The organism is Tritonibacter aquimaris (assembly GCF_009617595.1).
GTDB classification, from domain to species: Bacteria; Pseudomonadota; Alphaproteobacteria; order Rhodobacterales; family Rhodobacteraceae; genus Epibacterium; species Epibacterium aquimaris.
This window is the reverse complement of sequence record NZ_WIXK01000001.1, coordinates 407,597-431,965: the sequence shown is the minus strand read 5'-3', so window position 1 is coordinate 431,965 and position 24,369 is coordinate 407,597. Positions and strand designations below refer to the sequence as shown.

At 56.1% G+C, this 24,369-nt stretch carries 21 protein-coding genes; 13 read left to right on the top strand and 8 right to left on the bottom strand.

Translation table 11 applies throughout. The features are described from left to right. The gene (locus GG681_RS02065; RefSeq protein ID WP_153544561.1) at nucleotides 1-912 is read left to right on the top strand and encodes a pseudouridine-5'-phosphate glycosidase; all 912 of its coding nucleotides are present in this window, start codon (nucleotides 1-3) and stop codon (nucleotides 910-912) included. 80 nt (nucleotides 913-992) lie between these two features. After that, nucleotides 993-1,676 carry a DUF502 domain-containing protein gene (locus GG681_RS02060; RefSeq protein WP_153544559.1) on the top strand — a complete coding sequence of 228 codons (684 nt, stop codon included), beginning with the start codon at nucleotides 993-995 and terminating at the stop codon, nucleotides 1,674-1,676. A 58-nt stretch (nucleotides 1,677-1,734) separates the two neighbouring features. Here GG681_RS02060 and GG681_RS02055 read toward each other — a convergent pair whose 3' ends face one another. Further along, nucleotides 1,735-2,508: a 3-hydroxybutyrate dehydrogenase gene (locus GG681_RS02055; protein WP_153544557.1), complete on the bottom strand. Its 774-nt coding sequence runs from the start codon at nucleotides 2,506-2,508 to the stop codon at nucleotides 1,735-1,737. Nucleotides 2,509-2,868: 360 nt separating this feature from the next. Between GG681_RS02055 and GG681_RS02050 the strand changes: the two genes are divergently transcribed. The 4 genes from GG681_RS02050 (at nucleotide 2,869) to GG681_RS02035 (ending at nucleotide 6,742) form a co-directional block, all read left to right on the top strand. Continuing rightward, a complete protein-coding gene (locus tag GG681_RS02050; protein WP_408057633.1) occupies nucleotides 2,869-4,689 on the top strand; it encodes an extracellular solute-binding protein in 1,821 nt (606 codons plus the stop codon). 93 nt (nucleotides 4,690-4,782) lie between these two features. Then, complete coding sequence (locus tag GG681_RS02045; RefSeq protein ID WP_153544553.1) at nucleotides 4,783-5,586, top strand: arsenate reductase/protein-tyrosine-phosphatase family protein; 804 nt, start codon at nucleotides 4,783-4,785, stop codon at nucleotides 5,584-5,586. Nucleotides 5,587-5,609: 23 nt separating this feature from the next. After that, entirely contained in the window at nucleotides 5,610-6,086 is a 477-nt protein-coding gene (locus GG681_RS02040; RefSeq protein ID WP_153544551.1) for an arsenate reductase ArsC, read from the top strand. Next, nucleotides 6,083-6,742: an aquaporin gene (locus GG681_RS02035; RefSeq protein ID WP_153544549.1), complete on the top strand. Its 660-nt coding sequence runs from the start codon at nucleotides 6,083-6,085 to the stop codon at nucleotides 6,740-6,742. Before GG681_RS02040 ends, GG681_RS02035 begins: the two co-directional genes overlap by 4 nt. Before the next feature lie 12 nt (nucleotides 6,743-6,754). Here the strand turns inward: GG681_RS02035 and GG681_RS02030 are convergent, their stop codons facing one another. Beyond that, nucleotides 6,755-7,378, bottom strand: a complete 624-nt coding sequence (locus tag GG681_RS02030) for a helix-turn-helix domain-containing protein (RefSeq protein ID WP_153544547.1) — start codon at nucleotides 7,376-7,378, stop codon at nucleotides 6,755-6,757. Between the two features lie 64 nt (nucleotides 7,379-7,442). Between GG681_RS02030 and GG681_RS02025 the strand changes: the two genes are divergently transcribed. The 3 genes from GG681_RS02025 to GG681_RS02015 all read left to right on the top strand — a co-directional run bounded on the left by GG681_RS02025 (nucleotide 7,443) and on the right by GG681_RS02015 (nucleotide 10,958). Continuing rightward, the gene (locus GG681_RS02025; RefSeq protein ID WP_153544545.1) at nucleotides 7,443-8,951 is read left to right on the top strand and encodes a class I adenylate-forming enzyme family protein; all 1,509 of its coding nucleotides are present in this window, start codon (nucleotides 7,443-7,445) and stop codon (nucleotides 8,949-8,951) included. Between the two features lie 6 nt (nucleotides 8,952-8,957). After that, a complete protein-coding gene (locus GG681_RS02020) occupies nucleotides 8,958-9,611 on the top strand; it encodes a DsbA family oxidoreductase (RefSeq protein WP_153544543.1) in 654 nt (217 codons plus the stop codon). Between the two features lie 123 nt (nucleotides 9,612-9,734). Further along, the gene (locus tag GG681_RS02015) at nucleotides 9,735-10,958 is read left to right on the top strand and encodes a multidrug effflux MFS transporter (protein WP_328593230.1); all 1,224 of its coding nucleotides are present in this window, start codon (nucleotides 9,735-9,737) and stop codon (nucleotides 10,956-10,958) included. Between the two features lie 4 nt (nucleotides 10,959-10,962). On the opposite strand, the gene mfd is transcribed toward GG681_RS02015, so the two are convergent. Both mfd and GG681_RS02005 read right to left on the bottom strand, forming a co-directional pair. Next, entirely contained in the window at nucleotides 10,963-14,421 is a 3,459-nt protein-coding gene (gene mfd / locus GG681_RS02010; protein WP_153544539.1) for a transcription-repair coupling factor, read from the bottom strand. 12 nt (nucleotides 14,422-14,433) lie between these two features. After that, complete coding sequence (locus GG681_RS02005; protein WP_328593229.1) at nucleotides 14,434-14,955, bottom strand: component of SufBCD complex; 522 nt, start codon at nucleotides 14,953-14,955, stop codon at nucleotides 14,434-14,436. A gap of 176 nt (nucleotides 14,956-15,131) precedes the next feature. On the opposite strand from GG681_RS02005, the gene hemB reads away from it, so the two are divergent. Together hemB and GG681_RS01995 are read left to right on the top strand one after the other, a co-directional pair. Next, the gene (gene hemB / locus GG681_RS02000; protein WP_153544537.1) at nucleotides 15,132-16,130 is read left to right on the top strand and encodes a porphobilinogen synthase; all 999 of its coding nucleotides are present in this window, start codon (nucleotides 15,132-15,134) and stop codon (nucleotides 16,128-16,130) included. 139 nt (nucleotides 16,131-16,269) lie between these two features. Then, nucleotides 16,270-16,845 carry a lipid-binding SYLF domain-containing protein gene (locus GG681_RS01995; protein WP_153544535.1) on the top strand — a complete coding sequence of 192 codons (576 nt, stop codon included), beginning with the start codon at nucleotides 16,270-16,272 and terminating at the stop codon, nucleotides 16,843-16,845. 56 nt (nucleotides 16,846-16,901) lie between these two features. Here GG681_RS01995 and GG681_RS01990 read toward each other — a convergent pair whose 3' ends face one another. Next, nucleotides 16,902-17,774, bottom strand: coding sequence for an NAD(P)-dependent oxidoreductase (locus GG681_RS01990; RefSeq protein ID WP_153544533.1), 873 nt, complete (start codon nucleotides 17,772-17,774; stop codon nucleotides 16,902-16,904). Nucleotides 17,775-17,875: 101 nt separating this feature from the next. Here GG681_RS01990 and GG681_RS01985 point away from each other — a divergent pair, with 101 nt between their 5' ends. Both GG681_RS01985 and GG681_RS01980 read left to right on the top strand, forming a co-directional pair. Then, nucleotides 17,876-20,341: a penicillin acylase family protein gene (locus GG681_RS01985; protein ID WP_153544531.1), complete on the top strand. Its 2,466-nt coding sequence runs from the start codon at nucleotides 17,876-17,878 to the stop codon at nucleotides 20,339-20,341. Between the two features lie 38 nt (nucleotides 20,342-20,379). Beyond that, a complete protein-coding gene (locus GG681_RS01980) occupies nucleotides 20,380-21,192 on the top strand; it encodes a dienelactone hydrolase family protein (RefSeq protein WP_153544529.1) in 813 nt (270 codons plus the stop codon). On the opposite strand, the gene hflX is transcribed toward GG681_RS01980, so the two are convergent. From hflX to GG681_RS01965, 3 genes are all read right to left on the bottom strand, one after another. Then, a complete protein-coding gene (hflX, locus tag GG681_RS01975; RefSeq protein ID WP_153544527.1) occupies nucleotides 21,189-22,460 on the bottom strand; it encodes a GTPase HflX in 1,272 nt (423 codons plus the stop codon). The genes GG681_RS01980 and hflX overlap by 4 nt on opposite strands. After that, complete coding sequence (gene hfq / locus GG681_RS01970; protein ID WP_007119530.1) at nucleotides 22,460-22,699, bottom strand: RNA chaperone Hfq; 240 nt, start codon at nucleotides 22,697-22,699, stop codon at nucleotides 22,460-22,462. The genes hflX and hfq overlap by 1 nt, the downstream gene beginning before the upstream one ends. Before the next feature lie 133 nt (nucleotides 22,700-22,832). Beyond that, nucleotides 22,833-24,368, bottom strand: a complete 1,536-nt coding sequence (locus tag GG681_RS01965; protein WP_153544525.1) for a TrkH family potassium uptake protein — start codon at nucleotides 24,366-24,368, stop codon at nucleotides 22,833-22,835. Nucleotide 24,369: the final 1 nt, after the last annotated feature.

The window sequence follows — 24,369 nt, the reverse complement described above, 5'->3', positions numbered from 1 at the left end:
ATGGACATTATCTATTCCGCCGAAGTACTGGCCGCAAAAGAGAAAAACCTCGCAATTGTAGCGCTGGAAAGCACCATCATCACCCATGGTATGCCCTATCCGCAAAACGTGGAAACCGCGCGTCTGGTTGAACAAGATGTCCGCGAAGCAGGTGCAACGCCAGCCACAATGGCAATTTTGAACGGCACGCTTCATGTGGGCCTTGAGGCGGATCAATTGGATGCCTTGGGTCAGGCGCAAAATGTCTCCAAGGTTTCGCGTGCTGATTTCGCCGCCTGCATTGCCCAGGGCGGCACGGGTGCAACCACCGTTGCGGCAACCATGATCGCGGCTCGCCTTGCTGGTGTTGAGGTTTTTGCCACGGGCGGGATTGGCGGCGTCCATAAGGGGGCTGAAACCAGTTTTGATATTTCTGCCGATCTGCAAGAGCTTGCACAAACACCAGTGACCGTGGTTGCAGCAGGTGCCAAGGCAATTCTGGATATTCCCAAAACGCTGGAATACTTGGAAACTCAAGGGGTTCCAGTCATCTCTTATGGTCAAGATGACTTCCCGGCGTTCTGGTCTGCGCAATCCGGTCTGGCCGCGCCGCTGCGGATGAATGATGCCAAAACAATTGCAAAATCACAGCTGCTGCGACAAGAAATCGACCTGCCCGGAGGCCAGCTGGTGGGCAACCCCATTCCAGCAGACGCAGAAATCAAAGCCGAGGAGCTCGCGCCAGTGATTGCCCAGGCCCAGTCTGAAGCAGACGCGCAGGGTGTTGCGGGCAAAGCGGTTACACCGTTTCTGCTACAACGTATCTATGAGCTGACTGAGGGGCGTTCGCTGACGGCAAATATCGCGTTGGTGCGCAATAACGCCAAACTGGCCGCCCGCATCGCGCAGGAGCTTGTTGCGTTAAAACAATGAGCAAACTTTGCGCACAACACACCATTGCCGTGCGCTGGATCCGTCCCTAAGTTGCAGACGTCTAACGGAATAAGTGATCAATGACGACGCCTTTTGATGAAGAGCCGCACCGCGGACCCGGATTGTTTTCCAGACTGCGGTCTTCCTTTCTGACCGGGATCGTGGTCATTGCCCCTGTTGGCCTTACGATCTGGCTGCTATGGAGCGGTATGGGCTGGATCGATGGCGTTGTGCTGCCGTTGGTACCGGAAACCTTCCAGCCGGAAAAATACATTGGCATCAACCTGCGCGGCGTTGGTTTGATTATCTTTTTGCTCTTCACCATTGTGGTGGGTTGGATCGCCAAAGGCATTCTGGGGCGTTCGCTGATTAGCTTTGCCGAAGGTCTGGTAGACCGCATGCCGGTGGTGCGTTCCATCTATTCTGGCATCAAACAGATCTCGGAAACGGTGTTTGCCCAGTCGGAACGCTCATTTGAACGCGCCTGCCTGATCCAATACCCGCGCAAAGGTATTTGGGCGATTGGCTTTATCTCGACGCCAGCCAAGGGCGAAGTGTCGGAACGGGCCGAAACCAGTGGCAAATTGCTAAGCGTGTTTGTCCCAACCACACCAAACCCCACATCTGGGTTCTTGCTGTATTTCCCTGAAGAAGACGTCATCGAGCTCGACATGAGCGTGGAAGACGCCGCTAAATTGGTGATCTCAGCCGGGTTGGTCTACCCGAATGAAAAAGATCCAACCGCACCAAAGAACGGATCATAACCTACTGAAAAGGCGCCAAATGGCGCCTTTTTTAATGTCGATATTTTATCTTCTCAAATCAAAGCGCAGTCCAGCCGCCATCGACGCTGATGGTGGTGCCAGTGATTTGTGCGGCCGCATCTGATGCCAGAAACGCCACTGTGCCCCCCAGCTGTTCAACCGTTGCAAATTCACGCGACGGCTGGCGCTCAAGCATCACCTTCTTGATCACCTCTTCCCGGCCCATGTTGTATTTTTCCATCGTGTCAGGAATTTGCGCCTCAACCAGTGGGGTCAATACGTAGCCAGGGCAAACCGCATTGCAGGTGATCGGCTCTTCCGCGGTTTCCAGCGCGACCGCTTTGGTCATGCCCACAACCCCATGTTTGGCCGCAACATAGGCCGATTTATAAGGTGATGCGGTCAAACCATGGGCCGATGCGATATTGATGACCCGTCCCCAACCGGCAGCGCGCATCTTAGGCAGCGCAGCAGCCGTGGTGTGAAAGGCCGAGTTCATATTGATCGCAATGATCGCATTCCATTTTTCAACCGGGAAGCTTTCGATTGGTTCCACATGTTGAATGCCTGCGTTATTAACCAACACATCACAGGAGCCTGCCTGCTCAATCAGCGCGCGGCACTGCTCACCATCCGACATATCCGCCTGAATATAGCGAGCCTCGACGCCAAAATCCTTGGCGATTGTTTCCGCCAGCGCGTGATCTTCGTCGCGATTGGTGAAAGAGTTCAAAACCACATGCGCGCCCGCACGGGCAATCTCTCGCGCAACCCCCAGACCAATGCCGGAATTGGATCCTGTAATTACCGCTGTCTTTCCCTTAAGTGACATGTGTCTCGCCCCTCTCTCTGTGCGCCGCAGTGAATAGTGCAGCATGGATTATTCTGCACATGCAAAAGAGCACAGAATGACACAACCTGCCAACATCCAACTGGCCCCAGAGTGATGCGTAGAAATACGCGCAATGGGGCCGGGCGTTACAGGTACAATGGGAGCGCAGAAAAAAAACGCCCGCGCGAAGCGGGCGTTGAGTTATTGAGGCAGGTTTCATACAGGCAAGAAACCTATCGAGCAGTGATCCCTTTATAAGCAATTTCCAGCTTCCATCCAAGCTAAAAGTTTGATTTGAGACGCCCAACTGGCTAGCGTTCGTAGCTATGTAAATAAGGCGCATGCGGGATTGTTGCTAAATTGAGATCTAAATTTTTCCCAAAGTTCCTCGGCGTGATGTCGGGAATCACCACTTTTCTGACAGCGCAAACCGTGCTGGCAGAATCATCTCATGGCATTGCTATGTATGGGAGCCCTGCTCTACCACCGGATTTTGTGTCCCTGCCCTATGCCAACCCCGACGCTCCCAAAGGCGGAAAAGCTGTGTTTGGCGTGACTGGGGGCTTTGACACATTGAACCCATTTGCCCAGAAAGGCAGCTCCCCTTGGCCCTATCGGTTCTGGGCCGCCGAAAGCCTGATGGGCCGCAGCCTGGATGAGCCCTTCACCCTTTATGGGGTTTTGGCCGAATCGATTGAGGTGCCAGAGGATCGCTCATGGGTGGAATTCACCTTGCATCCCGCGGCGCGATTTGCTGATGGCTCTCCGGTCACAGTGGAAGATGTGATCTGGTCTTATGAAACTTTGGGCACAAAAGGCAATGTGCGCTACCGCAGTTTCTGGCAAAATGTTTCCAAGATCGAAACAACCGGACCGGGCAAGGTGCGGATCAGTTTTAACAGTGACAACCGTGAACTTGCCCTGATCGCCGGGCTGCGGCCGATCCTGAAAAAGGCGCAATGGGACGGCAAGGATTTTGCCGAATCCGGCCTGAGTGAGCCCCTTATCACCTCATCTGCTTATCAGCTCGCGGAATATGAGCCCAATCGCTTTCTGGTGATGCGGCGCAATCCGGATTACTGGGGCAAGGATTTGCCGTTTCGCCGCGGCACCCAGAACCTTGATGAGCTGCGCGTCGATCTGTTTGCCGATGGCACAGTGATGTTTGAAGCCTTTAAGGCCGGAGAGCTGAGCACCTATCGCGAATACAATACAAATCTCTGGGACAGCAATTACGATTTCCCCCGCGCCAGTGCGGGTGATGTCATCCAAAGTGAAATCCCCCATCAAAAGCCCACCGGTATTACAGGCCTTGCGATCAACACACGCAACGCACCTTTGGATGATTGGCGCGTGCGCGAAGCCCTGATCCTGGCGTTTAACTTTGAATATATCAACGAAACCATCACAGGCGGGCGCCAGCCGCGAATTTCGTCCTATTTCTCAAGATCTTCTTTGGGTTTCTTGCCGGGGAACGCCAAGGGGAAAGTGGCGGAATTCCTGTCCCCCTATGCGTCTGATCTGATCCCCGGCGTTATCGACGGTTACACACTGCCCAAAGGTGACGGCAGCCTGCGCAATCGCCGCAACCTGCGCAAAGCGGTGAAACTCCTGCAAGACGCGGGATGTAAGGTTGTCGACAGCAGCTTGCACTGCAACGGGAACGACGCAGTGACCCTAACAGCGGTTCTGCGCCAAGGTGACACTGAAAACAAAGCCATTGTTGAGCTATACGCGCAGGCGTTGAAACGCCTAGGTATCACCCTTGAAATTGAAACGGTTGATAGCGCCCAATTTGTTGAACGCGAAAGCCAGTTTGATTTCGATCTGATCCCCATTCGTCGTGCGCTTTCGCTCAGCCCGGGCAACGAACAGCGGCTGTATTGGGGCAGCCGCGCCGCTGACACCGCAGGCAGCCGCAATTTGCCGGGCATAAAAGAGCCCGCAGTGGACGCGATGATTGATAAAATGCTGTCCTCAACCGAGGCCGAGGATTTTCAATCAGCCACCCGCGCCCTGGATCGCCTGCTCACGGCCGGGCGTTATGTGATCCCGATCTGGCAATATAGCGCTGCCTATATTGCCCACGACAGCGATCTGAAATTCCCAGAGCACACGCCCATCTACGGCGATAGCGCCACGAATTTCATGCCTCATGTCTGGTGGCACGATCCAAACTAAGCGCTAAAAAACCTTATTTCCTAAAACCGCGATATTTGATCCATATCGCGGTTTTTTCTTGCCTTTTCAATTTTATTCTATATTTCACGAAATATGGAAATAGAAATCATCACCCGGCTCTCTGCCCTTGCACATGAAAATCGGCTGGCGCTGTTTCGCTTGCTGGTGCGCCGCTATCCCGATGCGGTGCCCGCAGGTGAAATCGCAGATGCATTGGGGTTTAAGCCCAACACCACCTCCACCTATCTGTCGATCCTGCGCAATGCCGGATTGATCGTGCAAACCCGCATGGGCACCTCGCTCAACTATCAGGCCAGCTTGCAGGGGCTGCAGGGTATGTTTGATACGCTGCTGTCAGATTGCTGCCAGAACCGCCCGGATGTGTGCCAAACGCAACCGCCGCTCCCAGCGCTAGATCGCCCGTTCAATGTGCTGTTTGTCTGCACCGGAAATTCTGCCCGTTCCATCCTGGCCGAGGCCCTGCTGAACACCGAAGGTGGCGGTCGGTTTCGCGCATTCTCTGCGGGTGTGGCCCCCGCGGATGCACCGCATCAGGACGCGATTTCAACCCTTGTGGCACGCGGGTATGACACCAAACATCTGCACTCCAAAGATCTGAGTGCGTTTTCACACACGGATGCACAGCAGATGGATCTGGTGATCACCGTCTGCAATCGCGCCGCCAACAGCGAAGCATTGCCGCTGCCCGGCCACCCATTGCGTGCCCATTGGGGGGTGATCGATCCACTGCACCCAGACAGCCCCACAACAATGCGCGACGCATTCGAGACTCTGAAACTGCGCATCCAAACCTTCACCTGGTTGCCATTTGATCGGCTTGATCGGCAATCCTTGCAAAACCGGCTAGATGAAATTGGCCATCTTGCCCCAACCTAACATTGGAACAGGACAGTAACCCAATGAATATCCTTGTTTTATGCACCGGTAACTCGGCGCGATCCATCCTCTTGGAGAGCCTCTTCAACACGCTTGGCAAGGGCCGCGTTACCGCTTTTTCCGCAGGCTCCCAACCGGCTGGTAAAGTGCACCCACAATCGCTGATCCTACTGGAACGCGAAGGTCATGATATCAGCGACGCACGTTCCAAATCCTGGGATGAATTTGGCGGCGCTGATGCCCCACGTATGGACGTTGTGATCACCGTTTGCGCCTCTGCTGCAGGTGAGACCTGCCCAATTTGGGCCGGCGCACCAATCCGCTGCCACTGGGGCGTTGAAGACCCGGCCGCCGCAGCTGAGCCAGAGTGGGAAAAAGCCTTCGATACGGCTTATAACATCTTGAAAAAACGTGCCGAAGCGCTGCTGGCAACGGATTTCGAAAACCTCAGCCAACCGGCGCTGACCGCCGAACTCAAACGCATCGGAGATCTGCTATGAACCCACAGAAACTCCTTGCCGAAGGGTTAGGCACCGCCTTTCTGCTGATCAGCGTGATTGGCTCGGGCATTATGGCGGAAACACTGGCACAGGGGAATGTCGCGCTGGCGCTTTTGGCCAATGCGATCGCCACCGGTTGCATGCTGTTTGCCATCATCACCACACTTGGCCCGATCTCCGGCGCCCATTTCAACCCAGCTGTCAGCCTGGCCTTTGCGCTGCGCGGCGATTTGCCCTGGAAAGACGTCCCAGCCTATGTGGTGATCCAGATTATTGGCGCGATCCTCGGCGTTTGGGCCTGCCACTTGATGTTTGATCAGCCCATTCTGCAAGTCTCCTCCACAATGCATCGCACTGGCGTTGCGCAATGGTGGTCCGAAATTGTTGCAACTTTCGGCCTGCTGTTTGTGATCTTTGGTGGCCTGCGCTCACGTCCTGAGGCCATTCCAACGCTGGTCGCGCTCTATATCACGGGTGCCTATTGGTACACGTCTTCCACAAGCTTCGCCAATCCAGCGGTGACCATTGCACGTGGGTTTTCCGACACCTTTGCGGGCATCTATCCAGGTCACATCGTGATGTTCATCGTGATGCAGATCATCGCCGTATTTATCGGCCACATCGTGTTGCGCACCCTCTTTAAAGAAGATGCGTAACAGCTTGTAAAATCAAGCCAGGGACGTCACCCAAAGAATGGTGGCGTCCTCATCACTGACAGAGATCACATTGTGGCCCATGGTGGCGTCATAATAGGCGCTGTCGCCGCGCCGCATCTCAATGGGCTCGTAAAACTCGGTGTAAAGTTTGACCACACCGGTCAGCACATAGAGAAACTCTTCCCCATCGTGGCGCACCCAACCGTCGAACTCATCCATATTACGCGCCCGCACCCGAGCCCGGTACGGCAGCATCTGCTTGCGCGATAGCCCGTCTGCGAGCATCTCATGCTCATAGGTCGCGGTGGCATGACCCGCGCCTGTTCCGCTTTTGGTAACAGTAAAACGCCCGTTGATCTGTTCGCGCTTGGGCGGCGTGAACAGCTGCGGAATGGTGATTTCCAACCCTTCAGCCAGTTTTTTGAGCGCCTCATAAGTGGGCGACATCTGACCGTTTTCGATCTTCGATAGGGTTGAACGTGCCAGCCCAGCCTGATTGGCCGCATGTTCCAACGTCCAATCGCGCGCCTTGCGCAGCTCACGCACCCGTGCGCCAAGGTCCAACGGCTCCGGTTCATTGGTGCCGCCGTTTTCACGCGCAATTGAGATCAAGGATTTGGGATCTTTCTCTGTCATTCGACATCTATACGGAAGCCGCGAAGGGCTTGCAACGTGTCGAGCACCGCGCTAGCCCCTGTTTATGCTTTCTGTTTCAGATAATACCCCCCATCCGCCCTGCCCGCAGCAGTTCAACCTCAGCGCCTATGTGTTGGGAAAAGCAGAAGAAAACCCCGAAAAGACAGCGCTCTCCATTGTGTCAGACAACGGCCAACAGGATATGAGCTTTGCTGAGCTATCGCAAAAAGTGCGTGCTACCGGGCAAGGCCTGCTAAATCAGGGTCTAAATAAGGGCGATTTGGTCCTTATGCGGCTTAGCAACACTGTTGATTTCCCAATCGCGTTTCTTGGGGCCATCGCAGCCGGTCTGGTGCCCGTACCCACATCAGCCCAGCTCACCGCTGCCGAGACGCAGAAGATGATCGAAGACCTTGCACCCAAACTGGTGATCAAAGCGGATGATGTTGCCTGTGCGCCGCATGACCGCACGATCAGCCAGCAGGAGCTGCGCACCATGTGGACCGGCCCGGCCTGTGCCTATGATCTTGATGATCCCAACCGGCTCGCTTATGTGGTTTACACCTCGGGCACCAGCGGCGTGCCGCGCCCCGTTGCCCATGCCCACCGCGCCATCTGGGCACGTCAGATGATGCTGCGAGACTGGTATGGGATGCAAGCAAGCGATCGCATGATGCATGCCGGGGCGTTTAACTGGACCTTCACATTGGGCACCGGTCTGATGGATCCCTGGGCCGTCGGCGCCACCGCTGTGATCCCGGCTCCAAATACCACGCCTGAAAATCTACCTCAGATCATCAAAGACCAAAACGTGAGTATTTTTGCCGCTGTACCAGGCATTTACAGAAAGATCCTCAAACAAAATCCTACGTTAGACCTGCCGGACCTGCGTCATGCGTTAAGCGCGGGTGAAAAACTCTCCCCCGCGATCCGCAGCGCCTGGGAAACAGCCAGCACAACGCCGATCTATGAAGCCTTTGGCATGTCGGAATGCTCTACCTTTATCTGTCACGGGCCCGCGCGCGACACCACCGCTGACAGTCTTGGCGCGCCCCAAACTGGTCGCCGCATCGCAATTGTCGATGATAGCGGTGTGGTACCGCGGGGAGCCTCTGGCACCATTGCCATACATCGCACTGACCCCGGCCTCATGCGTGAATATCTCAACGCGCCAGAAGCCACCAAGGCGCGTTTTCAGGGCGAGTGGTTTTTGACAGGTGATCACGGCAAGATGGATGAAAACGGTTCAATCCATTACCTTGGCCGCAGCGATGATATGATGAATGCAGGCGGTTTTCGAGTTTCACCACAAGAGGTTGAAACCGCACTTTCACGTTGTGAAGGTGTTGGACAGATCGCTGTTACCAGCGTGTCCATCAAAGAAGACGTCTCGATCATCGCCGCTTTCTATATTGGTTCACCAGAACTTGATGCTGAGATGCTTTCCGATTTTGCCAAGACATGTTTGGCTGAGTATAAGCGCCCCAAGCTCTACCAGCGTGTGGATGTGCTGCCAACAAACCCCAATGGCAAACTGAACCGGCGCGCGCTTGCGGATAACTTCAAAGGATAACCCATTATGAGCACTGTAAAACTCGACGTCCTCTCGGATCCGATCTGCCCCTGGTGCTATATCGGCAAGACCAATCTCGAAAAGGCACTTGCCGCAGTGCAGGACCATCCGTTTGTGATTGAATGGCATCCGTTTCAGCTGAACCCCGAAATGCCGGCCGAAGGCATGGACCGGCGCGCCTACCTCGAAAACAAGTTTGGCGGCAAAGACGGCGCTGTGCGTGCCTATGCTCCGGTTGTGGAACATGCTGAAAAAGCGGGCATCACCATCAATCTTGATGCTATAAAACGCACCCCTAACACTTTGAACGCGCATCGTTTAATCCACTGGGCAGGGATTGAGAGCAAACAGAACGCTGTGGTGGACGCCCTGTTTCAGGCCTATTTTGTTGATGGCAAAGATATCGGCGATATTGCGACGCTTGCAGATATTGGCGCAGCCGCCGGGATGGAGCGCGACGTTTTGGAAAACCTCCTGAACGGCGACAGCGACACAGACACCATCCGTGATCGGGATAACCACTCGCGCAAAATGGGCGTAACATCGGTGCCCACATTTATTGTTGCCAACCAACACGCGGTCCCCGGCGCGCAGCCGCCCGAACTTTGGGCGCAGGTGATCAAAGACATCACCGACCAGCTTGAGGCGGCAGAAAAATAGACCAGACTGGGCACCATTCAAACTGAACGCACAAGTTTAGCATAGCAGCTTCACTTAACATGTTCTATGTTTGCCACGAATGGTGCCCCGGCATCTATCCTTTCCCCAAATAGGTGCGCCCCCGTGTCCACTCAGCCCCCCGTGCTTGGCAAAGCCGAATTGACGGCGATGGTCGCCATGATGTTTGCAACCATCGCATTATCGATTGATGCGATGCTTCCAGCCTTTCCTGCAATTTCCGAAGAGCTGACAAAAACAGACCCTAACAAGGCGCAATTGGTGCTGACCTCATTTATTTTGGGCATGGGGTTAGGCATTTTCTTTAGCGGCCCGCTGTCAGATGCCTTTGGGCGGCGACGGGTGATCCTCGTTGGGGCTGTGCTCTATGGCCTGGCAGCTTCGCTTGCTGTTATCAGCAGCTCGCTTGAGATGCTGATCGTCTCACGTTTCCTTATGGGGATTGGGGCCGCTGGCCCCCGCGTTGCTGCACTGGCACTGGTGCGAGATCGATTTAAGGGCCGTGAAATGGCGCAGATCATGTCCTATGTGATGATGATCTTCATGTTGGTACCCGCAATTGCGCCTTCCTTGGGAGCGGTAATCCTCACCTTTGGCAGCTGGCGCGCGATTTTTGCCAGTTTCATCCTTTTTGCCATCGGGATCCTCGTCTGGACCGGGCTGCGACTGCCGGAAACTCTGGCAAAAGAACACCGCCGCCCGCTATCGCTGCGTGCTTTGCGCCACGCATCTGTAGAAATTCTGCGCCACCCCAGCGCACGCATCGCTATTTTTGTGCAAACACTCTGCCTCGGCATCCTGTTTTCCATGATCACCACGGTGCAACCGGTCTATGATGTGATCTATGAACGCGCCGAGACCTTCCCGCTTTGGTTTGGCCTCACCGCTTTGATCGCGGGCAGCGGCAGCCTGCTCAACGGTTTATTGGTTGCACGGTTGGGCATGCGCCGCATCGCGGCTACGTCGCTCTGGTCACAGGTGGGTTTCAGCGGCGTGATGGTTGCGCTTGCCTTTGTCCTGCCCGCAGCTCAGGTTCCGTTTTTCACCTTTGTTATATGGCAGTGCACGGTTTTCTTCATGGTCGGAACCACGATGGGAAATCTCAATGCCATCGCGATGGAACCCATGGGCCATATCGCGGGTCTTGCAGCCTCGGTGATTGGTGCCATTTCCACCGTTGGCGCTGTGCTGATTGCAGGCCCGTTGGGGCAGCTGTTTGATGGCAGCCTGCGCCCGCTTGCTGGTGGTGTGCTGCTGCTGGCGCTGTTGTCGTGTTATTTGATGCGACGCCTGGCGATGGCCGAGGCGCAGATCGCCTCGGCAACGTAGTCGCTTAGCCTTTTGCTTTTGCGCGTTTTTTCTCGGCTACAACTTTTTCAGCCAGATCGCGGGCAATGGCAAAGGCACCTTTGATCTTATCCGCATCTGATCGCCAATCGCGACGAACAACAATCTTGTTGTCCTTCACTTTGGCCAGGCCGTTTTGCTCCTGGATAAAGCTTACCAACCCCTGCGGAGAGGCAAACTTATCATTGTGGAACTGAATGGTTGCACCTTTTGGTCCACCATCCAGCTTGGCAATACCCGCGCGTTTGCACATTGCTTTGATGCGAACAACCAACATCAACGTGTTGACTTCACGCGGTAATTTTCCAAATCGGTCAATCAGTTCTGCGGCAAAACCTTCCAGTTCCACCTTGGTCGAAAGCGACGACAATCGACGATACAGCCCAAGGCGCACATCCAGATCCGGCACGTAATCATCCGGGATCAGAACCGGCACACCCAGATTGATCTGCGGCGCCCATTGATCATCCTGCTCGCTCAGCCCTTCGGCTTCGCCGGATTTGATCTTGCCAATCGCCTCTTCCAGCATCGATTGATAAAGCTCATAGCCCACATCGCGCATCTGACCAGATTGTTCTTCACCGAGCAGATTGCCCGCGCCGCGAATATCAAGGTCTTGCGAAGCAAGCGTAAAACCCGCACCAAGCGTATCGAGAGACCCCAGAACGCGCAGACGTTTTTCGGCCGTATCGGTCAGTTTCTGCCGCGGTTTGGTGGTCAGATAGGCATAGGCCCGTGTCTTGGAACGGCCCACGCGCCCGCGGATCTGATAGAGCTGCGCCAGACCAAACATATCGGCGCGGTGCACAACCATTGTGTTGGCGGTGGGAATATCGAGCCCGGATTCTACAATCGTTGTCGCCAGCAACACATTGTATTTACCATCATAAAAGGCGTTCATTCGATCATCGAGTTCACCAGCAGCAAGCTGTCCATGCGCCACCACATAGCTCAGCTCTGGCAGTTGTTCCTTCAGAAACTCTTCGATCTCGCGCAGATCAGAAATGCGCGGCACCACATAGAAACTTTGCCCGCCGCGATAATGTTCGCGCAACAACGCCTCGCGAATAGTCACCGCGTCAAACTCGCTCACATAGGTGCGGATCGCCAGACGATCCACCGGCGGTGTGCCAATAATCGACAGATCGCGCACCCCTGTCAGGCTCAACTGGAGCGTCCGGGGGATTGGCGTCGCCGTCAGCGTCAGCACGTGGATATCGCTGCGCATCTGTTTCAGTCGTTCCTTATGGCCCACGCCAAAATGCTGTTCCTCATCAATGATCAGCAGACCCAGGTTCTGAAACCGAATATTTTTAGCCAAAAGCGCATGGGTGCCGACCACAATATCAACAGTGCCACGGGCCAGACCCTCGCGGGTTTTGCTGGCCTCTTTTGCTGAAACAAATCGCGACAACTGCCTGACTTCTAAGGGAAAGCCGCGAAACCGCTCCTTAAACCCTGCCGCGTGTTGGCGTGCAAGCAAGGTGGTCGGCGCAACGATTGCCACCTGCAGCCCCGACATCGCCGCAACAAAGGCTGCCCGCATCGCAACCTCGGTTTTGCCAAAGCCAACGTCGCCACAGATCAGACGATCCATCGGGCTGCCCGATTGCAGATCATCCATCACATCGGAAATCGCCCGCAGCTGATCATCTGTTTCCTGATACGGAAAGCGCGCGGCAAATTCTTCCCAGGCGCTTGGCGGAGGGTCAATCATCGGCGCTTTGCGCAGCGCACGCTCAGCCGCGATACGGATCAAACGATCCGCCATCTCGCGAATGCGCTCCTTGAGCTTGGCCTTTTTCGCCTGCCAAGCGCCGCCACCCAGACGGTCAAGCAGACCCTCATCGTGGCCATATTTGCTCAGCAGTTCAATGTTTTCCACCGGCAAGTAAAGCTTGGCGGCTTCGGCGTATTCCAACAGAATACACTCATGCGCCGCACCCGCAGCCGTGACCACTTCCAGACCTTTGTAGCGGCCAATACCGTGATCCACATGCACCACCAGATTGCCCGGCGATAGCGATTGGGTTTCCGTCAGGAAGTTCTCAGCCTTGCGCCGTTTCTTAGGCGTCCGGATCAGACGATCGCCCAGCACGTCCTGCTCGGAAATCACCGTCATATCCGGTGCTTCAAACCCGTGCTCCAGCGCCCAGACCGCCAGATGCAGCCCGCGTTTTCCGACCCTGGTGCCATCGGTGATGGCGATGGTTTCGGCCAGTCCTTCATCTTCGATCAAGCCCGACAGGCGTTCGCGCGCACCATCGGAGTAAGAGGCAATAACCACCGGGCCCGACAAAAGCTTTGATTTAATATGATCCGCCAAGGCCCCAAAAAGGCTGATGGTTTCCTGCTGCCGTTCCGGTGCAAAATTGCGCCCAATACGGCCACCTGCATCAACAACACCGGGCCCGGACGCCTGCGCAAGCGGGTGAAACTGAACAACCCGATGCGGCGCTGTCGCCACCTCCCACGCGTCATCATCCAGATAAAGCAGCGCAGGCGGAATAGGTTTATAGACCGAATCCATCCGCCCCTTTTGCTTCATCGCGTGCTGGCGGGTTTCATATTGATCAGCAATGCTGTCCCAACGGACCAGACGCGCCGGTGTCACCTGGTCATCCAGCGTCACCGTTGCCTGTGGCAGGTAATCAAACAGGGTTTCCAGCTGCTCATGGAAAAACGGCAACCAATGTTCAACGCCCTGATGTTTGCGCCCCGCACTTACGGCTTCATATAGCGGATCGTCACTGCCCGCCGCGCCAAACTCAATCCGGTAGTTCTGGCGGAACCGGGTAATCGCGGCCTCATCCAGAATAACCTCTGACACGGGTGCCAGCTCAATTGACGATAGTTTTTCGGTTGTACGTTGCGACACCGGATCAAACCGGCGCGCGCTGTCCAGCACATCGCCAAACAAATCCAATCGCACCGGGCCGCTTTCACCGGGTGGGAAAATATCGATGATGCCGCCACGAATGGCATAATCGCCCGGTTCCATCACCGTAGGGCTTTGCGAAAACCCCATGCGTACCAAAAACTTACGCAGCGCGTCTTCGTCAATCCGGCGGTCTACCTCAGCGTAGAACACCGCCTCTTTCAGCACGTCACGCGCGGGCAGACGCTGGGTCGCCGCATTGAGCGAGGTGAGCAGGATAAACTGTTTCGGCGGCGCATGCAGCAACGTCGCCAAAGTTGCCATGCGCGCGGCCGAAATATCCGGGTTTGGTGACACCCGATCATAGGGCAGGCAATCCCAACCCGGAAACACCAGAACCGGAACATCCGGGGCAAAAAACGCAAGCGCGGCGCGGGTGGCTTCCAGGCGGCGATCATCGCGTGCCACATGCACCACCGCGCCCGAACTGCGCTCAAGCTCTTTCAGGATTTGGCGCGCATCAAAACCTTCAGGCACGCCGCCCATTTTGATCAGTTGGCCAGCCATGGTCTGTCTCCGTTAAATCGCGCCCAATTGCAGGTTTTGCCACATACCCCACATAGAGGTCACAAAAATAGAAACAACACCAATGGCTTGCGTAACCATGCGCAGGTTATTGAACGATTTGATCAGCGCCTCCCCCTGAAGGTTCTCGCGTTCAACCTTTGCCGCCAGACGCAATCCAAACAGCGACACAATCGTCATGGGAAAAGCGATCAACAACACCGCTTGCGCAAATTCAACCGCATACCAAAAGCCCAAAACCAACAGCCCGCTCAGCACAAAGCTCACCAAGGCCACCAACCAGGCACCAGCAGTGCGCATAACATACAGCCTGCGCGTCACGTTAATATGGACCAGGGTTTCGAAATCCTGCGTGCTCTGGCCACCTTTGCGCCGCGCGCGCCCAACCAGATCAAAGGGCACGCCCAAAATCCAATGGCTTGCGCTTGACCAGGCAATCGCCAGAACGATCCAATACCAAAGATTGGAAAATGACCGCATATCAATCATTTCCGACAGGATTTGAAACAGTGTCACGCCTGTATTCCTTATTACTTTCGCGCGAGCCACCACGCGTGCTTGTCCCTATATCCCCTCTCAGGCCTCCAGACACAAGAACAGAGATAGGGAGGACGATTTGTATCAGCCTGTCCACCTTGTTTTTCGCACATTTCCATGCAAACCAAGGGAAAAGCTGAAATCGGAAGCCTGTTATGAAACCGACTGTTGCCACCTTTCCCACCGCGCGTCTGCGCCGCACCCGTCAAAGCCAAGCTCTGCGCAATCTGGTGCGACAGAACAGCTTGGCGGTGGATGATCTGATCTGGCCCATTTTCATTCGCGACGGCGAAGACATCTTGGAACCCATTGCATCCATGCCGGGTGTGGCGCGCCAATCGGTCGACAATGCGGTTAAATCCGCAAAACTTGCGCAGGACCTTGGCATTCCGGCGATCTGCCTGTTTCCCTATACCGACCCCGCGGTCAAAACCGCAGATTGTGCTGAGGCCTGGAACCCCAACAATCTGACCAACCGCACCATCCGCGCAATCAAAGACGCAGCCCCTGATGTGGCGGTGATGACGGATGTGGCGCTTGATCCTTATAATATCCATGGTCACGATGGCTTTGTTGTCGATGGCGAGATCGTCAATGACGCCACCCTTGAAGCGCTGGTAAAAATGACACTCGCGCAGGCGGATGCGGGCGCGGATATCATTGGCCCCTCTGATATGATGGATGGCCGTGTTGGCGCCATGCGTGCAGCGCTGGAAAGCGCCGGATATCATAATGTTGCGATCCTGTCTTACTCCGCAAAATACGCCTCTGGCTTTTATGGGCCGTTCCGCGATGCCGTTGGCGCCTCTGGCGCGCTGAAGGGCGACAAGAAAACCTATCAGATGGATCCCGGCAACTCAGACGAAGCCCTGCGCCTGGTCGAGCGCGACCTTTCGGAGGGCGCAGATATGGTGATGATCAAACCCGGCATCAGTTATCTCGACATTTGTCATCGGGTCAAAACCACATTTGGGGTTCCCACATTTGCCTATCAGGTCTCGGGCGAATACGCGATGATCAAAGCCGCTGCTGAAAACGGATGGGTTAACGGCGAACAGGTTGCACTAGAAAGCCTTTTGGCTTTCAAACGCGCAGGTTGCGACGGTATCCTCACCTATTTTGCGCCAGAGGTGGCAAAAATCCTAAACGATTGACCCCAAGCTCCATCCGCATCAAACATGGGCAAATTATTGCTGTTTCAATATTGATGCGGATGACAATCAGCAAAAACGCGCGTATAAACCGGCTTAAGGCCGCTTGAACGGCCATGCTTGAAACAGGACAGGCAACAGTATGAGCAGTAATCAGAATTCCACTTTGACACGCCGTGGCTTTGCCGCCGGGGCACTGGCCGGGCTTGGTGTCACCGCAGCCTGCGGCAATGGTGTTGGTAATTCCAACGCCCCTAAAATCGATGCTCGGGTGGATGCCACCCTGCAACAGATGTACAGCCTTTACCCCAACACCCGCGATCTTGCGAATAAAGCAACCGGCATGCTGGTGATGCCTCTGGTGACCGAGGCAGGCTTTGTCTTTGGTGGGGCCTTTGGCCGTGGTGCCTTGCGCATCAATGACGTGACCGTCGATTATTATTCCACCCTAAAAGGCAACGCGGGCCTGCAGATCGGCGCACAGCAATATGCGCATGTGCTGTTCTTCATGACACAGGACGCGCTGTCAGATTTCCGCCGTTCCTCTGGTTGGGCTGCGGGCGCGGATCTGGAATATGTCATCCAAAACGAAGGCAACGCGCTGGCCACTGACACCAATACGCTGACATCACCCATTCTGGCGGCGATCTTTGCCCAGGCTGGTCTGCGCGTTGGGGCCACGCTGGAAGGTACCAAATACACACGCATCATCCCCTAAGCGCGTGTAAATCAACCTAAATTGAAAACGCCCCGGCCAAAACCGGGGCGTTTTTCTTATCCAAGCTTGCGCAGGCGTTTGAACAGGCTGGATGTATCCCAACGCCCGCCGCCCATTTTCTGCACGTCTTTATAATACTGATCCACCAGTGCGGTGACCGGCAGGCTTGCGCCATTTTCATCAGCTGCATCCAGACAGATGCCCAGATCCTTGCGCATCCAATCCACCGCAAAACCGTGCTCAAAATGATCATCCAGCATGGTCTCAAACCGGTTCGCCATCTGCCAGCTGCCCGCCGCGCCCTGCGAGATCACTTCAACCACCGCGCGGCCATCCAGCCCGGCTTTCTCGGCAAAATGCAGCGATTCAGACAGGCCCTGCACCAGACCGGCGATTGCAATCTGGTTGCACATCTTGGTCATCTGGCCCGCGCCGGTGTCCCCAATGCGGCGGCAGATACGTGAATAGGCCTCCATCACGGGCTCTGCACGCGCGTAAGCAGGCGCATCTCCGCCGCACATCACCGACAATACGCCATTTTCCGCGCCCGCCTGACCACCAGACACCGGCGCATCCACAAAGAAAATGCCGCGCTCTTTGGCCGCGTCATACAGCTCGCGCGTCACTTGGGCTGAGACTGTGGTGTGATCCACAAACACGCTACCCGCCGCCATCGCCGCAAAAGCACCGTCATCGCCGAGGCATACAGCGCGCAAATCATCGTCATTTCCCACGCAACACATGACAAATTCCGCACCCTCAGCTGCCACGCGCGGAGTTGCGCCCATTGCGCCACCATAGGTGTTTACCCAGGCCTCAGCCTTTGCAGAGGTGCGGTTATAGACCGTCACATCATGGCCCGCCTTTTGCAGATGCCCCGCCATCGGAGCCCCCATGACCCCCAGCCCCAAAAATGCAACCTTCGCCATTTGCTTTTCCCTTCGAATGACTTGCCTTATGTTGGCGCTGACCCTACCAGCATATGCAGCAGGCGCAAGAAATCCCTCAAAGGCAAGGACACAACGCATCCATGGCACGACTTGTTAACTGGCTGCTGCGGCTCACCGCGTTCAGCGTTCTTTTCGCCCTGCTTGCAGTCATTGTGGTCTATTTTCTCGCCTCGCAATCGCTGCCGGAATATGACAAAGAAATCACCCTGCCCGGCCCATCCGCGCCCATAGAAATTGTGCGCGACAATGCCAATGTGCCCCATGTTTTTGGCAGTTTTGGCGCCAGTGACGAGGATGTGTATTTCGGGCTTGGCTATGCGCATGCGCAGGATCGCCTGTGGCAAATGACAGTGCTGCGCCGCACCGCACAGGGGCGTCTGGCCGAGGCATTCGGCCCTCGTGCAGTGGAATCTGACATTTTGATGCGCCGCCTTGATATCTACCGTCTGGCGCAAAGATCGGTTGCCAGCCAGTCAGAAAACACCCTGGCAGCGCTGCGGGCCTATTCCGCCGGGGTCAACGCCCGCCTTACCGAGGTAAACGACCGCGCTCTGGGTCGGGGCGCACCAGAGATGTTCCTGTTTCCTGCCCCAATCGCACCCTGGCAACCTGCTGACAGTATTGCGCTTTTGAAACTCCTTGCAGTGCAGTCCGCCACCCATATGCAAAGCGAGATCCTGCGCACCCGCACGTCGCTTGCACTTGATAACCAGGATCGACTGGTCGACATCTTGCCCGATGCTCCCGGCAAGGGCCTTTCAACCCTGCCAGAATACAGCGCCCTGTTTCCGGATGTGGTGAAACTTGCGCACTCCACAACGCAGCCGCTGCCGCATCCGCTGGCACAACTTGGCTTTGGTGGCGCTTCAAACGCATGGGCCGCCGCGCCTGAACGCTCCACCACTGCGGGCACGCTGCTCGCCAATGATCCGCATTCCATGCTCGCCGCGCCAACCTCATGGTATCTGGCCCGGCTTGAGCTTGGCACCGGCGGCATCATTGGTGCCACATTGCCGGGCATCCCCGCGGTTCTTTCTGGTCGTTCGGATGGGCTGGGCTGGGGTATCACTGCATCCTTTGCGGATGTGCAGGATCTGTTCATCGAACAGCTGAACCCGGAAAACACTGAAGAATACCTGACCCCAAGCGGCTTCAAACCTTTTCAGACCCGCCGCGCGATCATCAATGTCAAAGACAGCGCCCCCGTCACCGTCACCCTGCGATGGAGCGAAAACGGCCCGGTATTGCCCGGCGGCATGGCAAACCTCGCAGATATCACCCCGCCCGGTCATGTGGTCAGCTTGGCCTGGAGCGCATTGAGCCCCGCAGACGCCAGCCTTACAGCCGCACAGGACCTGATGCGCAGCCAGTCGGTAGAAGACGCCATCAAAGCGGCCGAACCCTTTGTTGCGCCCTCGTTCAATCTGGTACTGGCAGATGAAACCCATATCGCGATGAAAACCATCGGCGCGCTGCCGCAACGCAGCAGCCGCCATCAAAGCCAGGGCCGCCTGCCTAGCCCCGGTTGGCTGCGCGACAACCGCTGGCAGGGCCGCGCGCCCTATGCGGCCAATCCGGTGTTTCGCAATCCCATCGGCGGCATTTTGGGCAATACAAACAACAAGATGGTGGATCGCCCCTTCCCCAACCACGTATCGTTTGATTGGGGCGATGCGCAGCGGATCAACCGCTGGCAACGGCTGATGCAATCGCGCGAAGTGCACACCCGTGACAGTTTCATTGAGGCGCAACAAGACACGGTTTCCTTTGCCGCACGCACCTTGCTGCCGCTGATTGGGGCCGATCTCTGGTTCACCGGTGAAGCCGCCCCCGAAGGCACCCCCGCCCGCCAGCGCAGAATTGCGCTTGATCTGCTGGCGCAATGGAATGGCGAAATGAACGAACACCTACCCGAACCGCTGCTTTATGCGGCTTGGGTGCGTGCTTTGCAAAAACGCCTGATCGAAGATGATCTTGGCCCGTTGGCCTTTGAATATTCTCGGGTTGAGCCCCTGTTTCTAGAACGGGTGTTCCGCGATATTGATGGGGCATCGGCCTGGTGCGACATTCACCAAAGCGCGCTGAAAGAAAGCTGCGCCGATATTTCCCGTCTGGCGCTGGATGATGCCATCCTCTGGATCGAAGAGCGTTACGGCACCGCGTTGGAATCCCTGCGCTGGGGCGATGCCCATCAGGCGCTTCACCGGCACGAGGCCCTCGGCGGCATTCCGATCCTGCGCTATTTTGTCAATATTCGCCAATCCACCAGCGGCGGTGACAATACTCTGCAACGCGGGCTCACCTCTGCTGAGGGGCGCGATCCGTTCACCAACATCCACGCCTCTGGCTATCGCGGTGTTTATGATTTTGCCGATCCCGACAGCTCTGTTTTTGTGATTTCCACGGGGCAGTCCGGCCATTTCCTGTCGCGCTATTATGACGATCAGGCCCAGCTCTGGCGCCGCGGTGAATATATTCCAATGTCACTTGACGAAGAACTTGCACGCGCAGCGGCAGTTGGTATTACACGGATACTCCCGCAATAGTGGTGCAAATCGCGCCACGTTCTCCCTGAGGTCTGAACATGTCGCGTCTTGTCCTTGTGGTTTTGCTGCTGATTGGTTTGATCGGGATTGCTGTTTTCTTGGGAGAACCTGAGGCCCGCCAGCCCTTTGCTGTAGCCCCAACAAGCCCCGTTCCCGAAGGCGGCTATGCCACAGTTTCGCGCAACACACTGCGCGGCAAGGTTTTGCGTGAATATGCCTATGAACCCTCAAAAGCCGCGCGATCCATTGCAAAACGCCAGGCGTCCGGCAGCCGAAATTGGTATCAATTCGCGCCCTCTGGCAGTACAGCTGCACCTTTGGTGATCCTGTTTCACGGCGCGGGCCGCTCTGGCCTGTCGATGATTGATATGTGGAAAGAAGTTGCGCAGCAAAACGACATTTTGCTGCTAGCGCCAAACACTGGCGGCAAAAACTGGCAACTTCAGGATTTTGACCAACTGGATTTTGACATCATGCTCGCCGCGCTGGAGCGGAACCGACCGGTCGATCGCAACCGGATCTATCTGTTTGGCCATTCCAGCGGAGCATTGATGGCAAACTGGATGAATAATCGGCTGGAGGGGCCCTGGCGCGCCGCCGCGGTACATGGCGGCAATGCGCAAGCCTCAGATATTCTCCCCAATGCGCAGGGCAAACCCTTCCGCATCTATCTGGGTGATCAGGATCACATCTTTTCTGTCGAAAACGCCGAAGCCACTGGCCGTGCCATGGCCCGCGCAGGCCATGTGGTCACAGTCAATGTGATCCCCAATCACACCCATTGGTTTTATGAAATCGGGCCGCAGATTGCCCACGACAGCTGGCGTTGGTTCGACCAGCTGCCGCGTTAAAGCTTTTTGAACTGGGCTTTTTGCTTTTCGGTCCAATGGACCGTCACAGAAAACCCGTTTTCACCCTGCTCTTCAGATTGCACAACATCCTGTTCAAACAGCCAGGCGCGGGCGCGACCTTGCGAAAATGCAAGTTCGAGGGTCTCCTCGAAACGTTTTCCCTGCAAATGCAGCGCAATCTCATCCAGAAGCCCTTGCAGCCCCTCGCCGGTGATCGCCGAAATCGCATGAATACCCTCTTCACGCGCCGCGCGATCACGACGCGCGTCGCGCTCATCCGGATCCAGTTGATCGATCTTGTTCCAGACCTCGATCATGGTGCGGTTTTCATCCACACCAAGCGAATTCAGGATCGCGTGAACATCCTCAGATTGGGTGACCGTCTCTTCATGGCTGATGTCGCGCACGTGCAAGATCACATCAGCCGCCAGCACCTCTTCGAGTGTGGCACGAAACGACGCCACCAGCTCGGTTGGCAGATCAGATATGAAACCCACGGTGTCAGACAGGATGATTTCAGGCCCATCAACCAGCTCAACCCGGCGCATGGTGGGATCCAGCGTGGCAAAAAGCATGTCTTTTGCCATCACGTCCGCCCCGGTCAACCGGTTGAACAATGTGGATTTTCCAGCGTTGGTATAACCCACCAGCGCCACAATTGGATAAGGCACTTTGGCACGGGCGGCGCGGTGCAGCGTGCGGGTTTTTACCACTTTTTCCAGCTGACGGCGCAGACGCACCAATTGATCATCAATGGCGCGACGGTCTGCTTCGATCTGAGTCTCACCGGGACCCCCAACAAAGCCAAGACCACCCCGTTGCCGTTCCAGGTGGGTCCAGGCTCGTACCAGCCGGGTCCGCTGATAGCTAAGCGCGGCCATCTCAACCTGCAGCACCCCTTCACGGGTGCGGGCGCGATCGGAAAAGATCTCCAAAATCAGCCCGGTGCGGTCCAGGATCTTTACTTTCCAGGCTTTTTCCAGATTGCGCTGCTGCACGGGTGTCACCGGGCCGTCGATCAGCACCAGCTCGATCTCATCACCCTTAAGCTGCTGCGCCAGCTCTTCGATTTTACCGGAGCCAAACAGCATCCCTGGCTGTGCCTTGGGCAAGCGCACAACTTGAGAGCCGATCACATCAAGATCGGGCAAAGCCTTGGCAAGGGAAACTGCTTCTTCGAGCGCAGCGGCAGGATCCCGCCGCGCCTGTTCAGATTTGATATCCGGATGCAGCACCCAGGCCCGGGTGCGCTTCCTGTCGTGTTCCATCAAGAGGCGTCTTCACCTTCATACAGGCTGATCGGCTGCGATGGCATAATGGTCGAAATCGCATGTTTATAAACAAGCTGCGATTGACCATCCCGGCGCAGCAACACGCAGAAATTATCAAACCAGGTGATCACTCCCTGAAGCTTCACACCGTTGATAAGAAAGATTGTCACGGGAACTTTGGTTTTGCGAACATGATTCAGGAATGCGTCCTGAAGATTCTGTCTGTCCGAAGCCATTTTTATTATCTCGCTTTTGTTCTTGTGCCACGCGCTGCGGACCAACGCGCCTGGTTTCTAGCTAGTATGGACGCAGACGGCAGGAGTTTCCACCAGAAAATGTCTCATACACCATATGGTTAACCATGATTGTTTAGCCGCGCCAGAGCTTGGGTGACAAAAGCGCGATGAAAGCCAAAGTTTCCAGCCGGCCAAGCACCATGGCAACACATAGGATCAATTTTGCCGCGGGTGACAACAGCACCAGTTCAATCGCCTCACCGCCCGCAATCTGGGTCAGCGGGCCGGTGGTTGACAGGCTCGCAACCGCAAGGATCATCGCCTCTTCGAAATCCGATCCAACCGCCGAAAACGCGGTGGCAATCACGGCCAGAGACAGCGCAAACAGCATGAAAAAGATCCAGGCCACATAGGCCCCATCACGCTGGATCCGCTTGGTAAACCGGTTTGCACCGCTCAGAGATGACGGATGAACAAGGCGTTCCATCTCCCTAACCCCATTGAGATAAAGCGCAAAAACCCGCAAAAGTTTCACCCCGCCGGCTGTGGTGGCAACACCTCCACCAATCATCGCCATCCCCATCAGGATCATGCCCGGTGTTTCCAGGCCCGACCAATCCTGCGCTGCCCCCCAATGGGCGCTTTCAAACCCGGTTGTGCTCAGAAACGACAAGACCGTGAACACGCTGCCCCAAAGCGCACCAATCGCGCTGTAGAGATCGGCACTTGCATCCACCTCAAGCGCGGCAACCCAATGGCGCAAAAATAGCATCAAAGGCACCGCAATCACCAGCATAACCCCCATGCGAAATTCTGGATCCTCTTCCAGATGGCGGGTTTCACTGCTCAAGGTGTCAGAGGAAAACGTCAGCCGGGACAGCGCAAAGAACATGAACAAAAACATGATCATCTCACCGCCAAGGCCGCTTTGGGCGTTTTCCACCCCGCCCACGGGCGAAATCCCCGAGGTCGACATCACCGACATGGCGTGAATGGCAGAGGTGGTCAGCCCGCCTCCGGTGATCAGCAACAGCACCCATAGGGCCGCCGTCAGCCCCACATAGATCGGCGCGATATTTTTGAAAACAAACACCAGATGCCTGCGCGGATCACTGCGTTCCATCTGGCGCGAGATTGTGCCGCTGCCCTGAGCACCGCGTGCCGTCACCTCAAAGCCACCAAGCGACAAGGGCGCCAGCACGGCCGCTGCCGCAATCAGCATCAACAGCCCCCCCAGCCAGGCCACAAGCCCCCGCCACAGATGCACGCTTGGCGGCAGCCGGTCGCCATCGCCAAAAATCGCAGCCCCGGTGGTGGTGACCGAACTCACCATATCAAAATAAGCGTTCAAAAACCGAGTATTACCCAGCGCATCTGACACGGGAATAGCCAGAAAAACCGGCAGCACAACAAAGGTTGCAAGCAAGGAAAGCAACTGCCCCGGCATGCCATATTGTGGCACCCGGTTGCCCATCGACAGGCCAATCATTGTGACCAGCATCAGCCCCACAACGCCTGCGTAAAAAAAGCTCTGCGAGCTGGGGTGATCATTCAGAACCAGCGCATGAACAGCAGGCACCCACATCGCCAATGAGGCAATGCCCCAGATCAGCAGAAACAGCGGCAGTCGCAAAATACCACGCGTTTTTTTGGGGACCCGCCGTTTCATG

Excerpts from the sequence above, each read along its gene's own strand:
- GG681_RS02040 (WP_153544551.1), top strand. The coding sequence starts at position 5,610 with ATGAATATCCTTGTTTTATGCACCGGTAACTCGGCGCGATCCATCCTC.
- GG681_RS02060 (WP_153544559.1), top strand. The coding sequence starts at position 993 with ATGACGACGCCTTTTGATGAAGAGCCGCACCGCGGACCCGGATTGTTT.
- GG681_RS02045 (WP_153544553.1), top strand. The coding sequence starts at position 4,783 with ATGGAAATAGAAATCATCACCCGGCTCTCTGCCCTTGCACATGAAAAT.
- GG681_RS02020 (WP_153544543.1), top strand. The coding sequence starts at position 8,958 with ATGAGCACTGTAAAACTCGACGTCCTCTCGGATCCGATCTGCCCCTGG.
- GG681_RS01965 (WP_153544525.1), bottom strand. The coding sequence starts at position 24,368 with ATGAAACGGCGGGTCCCCAAAAAAACGCGTGGTATTTTGCGACTGCCG.
- GG681_RS02030 (WP_153544547.1), bottom strand. The coding sequence starts at position 7,378 with ATGACAGAGAAAGATCCCAAATCCTTGATCTCAATTGCGCGTGAAAAC.
- mfd (WP_153544539.1), bottom strand. The coding sequence starts at position 14,421 with ATGGCTGGCCAACTGATCAAAATGGGCGGCGTGCCTGAAGGTTTTGAT.
- GG681_RS01985 (WP_153544531.1), top strand. The coding sequence starts at position 17,876 with ATGGCACGACTTGTTAACTGGCTGCTGCGGCTCACCGCGTTCAGCGTT.
- GG681_RS01990 (WP_153544533.1), bottom strand. The coding sequence starts at position 17,774 with ATGGCGAAGGTTGCATTTTTGGGGCTGGGGGTCATGGGGGCTCCGATG.
- GG681_RS01980 (WP_153544529.1), top strand. The coding sequence starts at position 20,380 with ATGTCGCGTCTTGTCCTTGTGGTTTTGCTGCTGATTGGTTTGATCGGG.
- hflX (WP_153544527.1), bottom strand. The coding sequence starts at position 22,460 with ATGGAACACGACAGGAAGCGCACCCGGGCCTGGGTGCTGCATCCGGAT.
- GG681_RS02055 (WP_153544557.1), bottom strand. The coding sequence starts at position 2,508 with ATGTCACTTAAGGGAAAGACAGCGGTAATTACAGGATCCAATTCCGGC.
- GG681_RS02035 (WP_153544549.1), top strand. The coding sequence starts at position 6,083 with ATGAACCCACAGAAACTCCTTGCCGAAGGGTTAGGCACCGCCTTTCTG.
- GG681_RS02065 (WP_153544561.1), top strand. The coding sequence starts at position 1 with ATGGACATTATCTATTCCGCCGAAGTACTGGCCGCAAAAGAGAAAAAC.
- GG681_RS02025 (WP_153544545.1), top strand. The coding sequence starts at position 7,443 with ATGCTTTCTGTTTCAGATAATACCCCCCATCCGCCCTGCCCGCAGCAG.
- hfq (WP_007119530.1), bottom strand. The coding sequence starts at position 22,699 with ATGGCTTCGGACAGACAGAATCTTCAGGACGCATTCCTGAATCATGTT.
- GG681_RS01995 (WP_153544535.1), top strand. The coding sequence starts at position 16,270 with ATGAGCAGTAATCAGAATTCCACTTTGACACGCCGTGGCTTTGCCGCC.
- hemB (WP_153544537.1), top strand. The coding sequence starts at position 15,132 with ATGAAACCGACTGTTGCCACCTTTCCCACCGCGCGTCTGCGCCGCACC.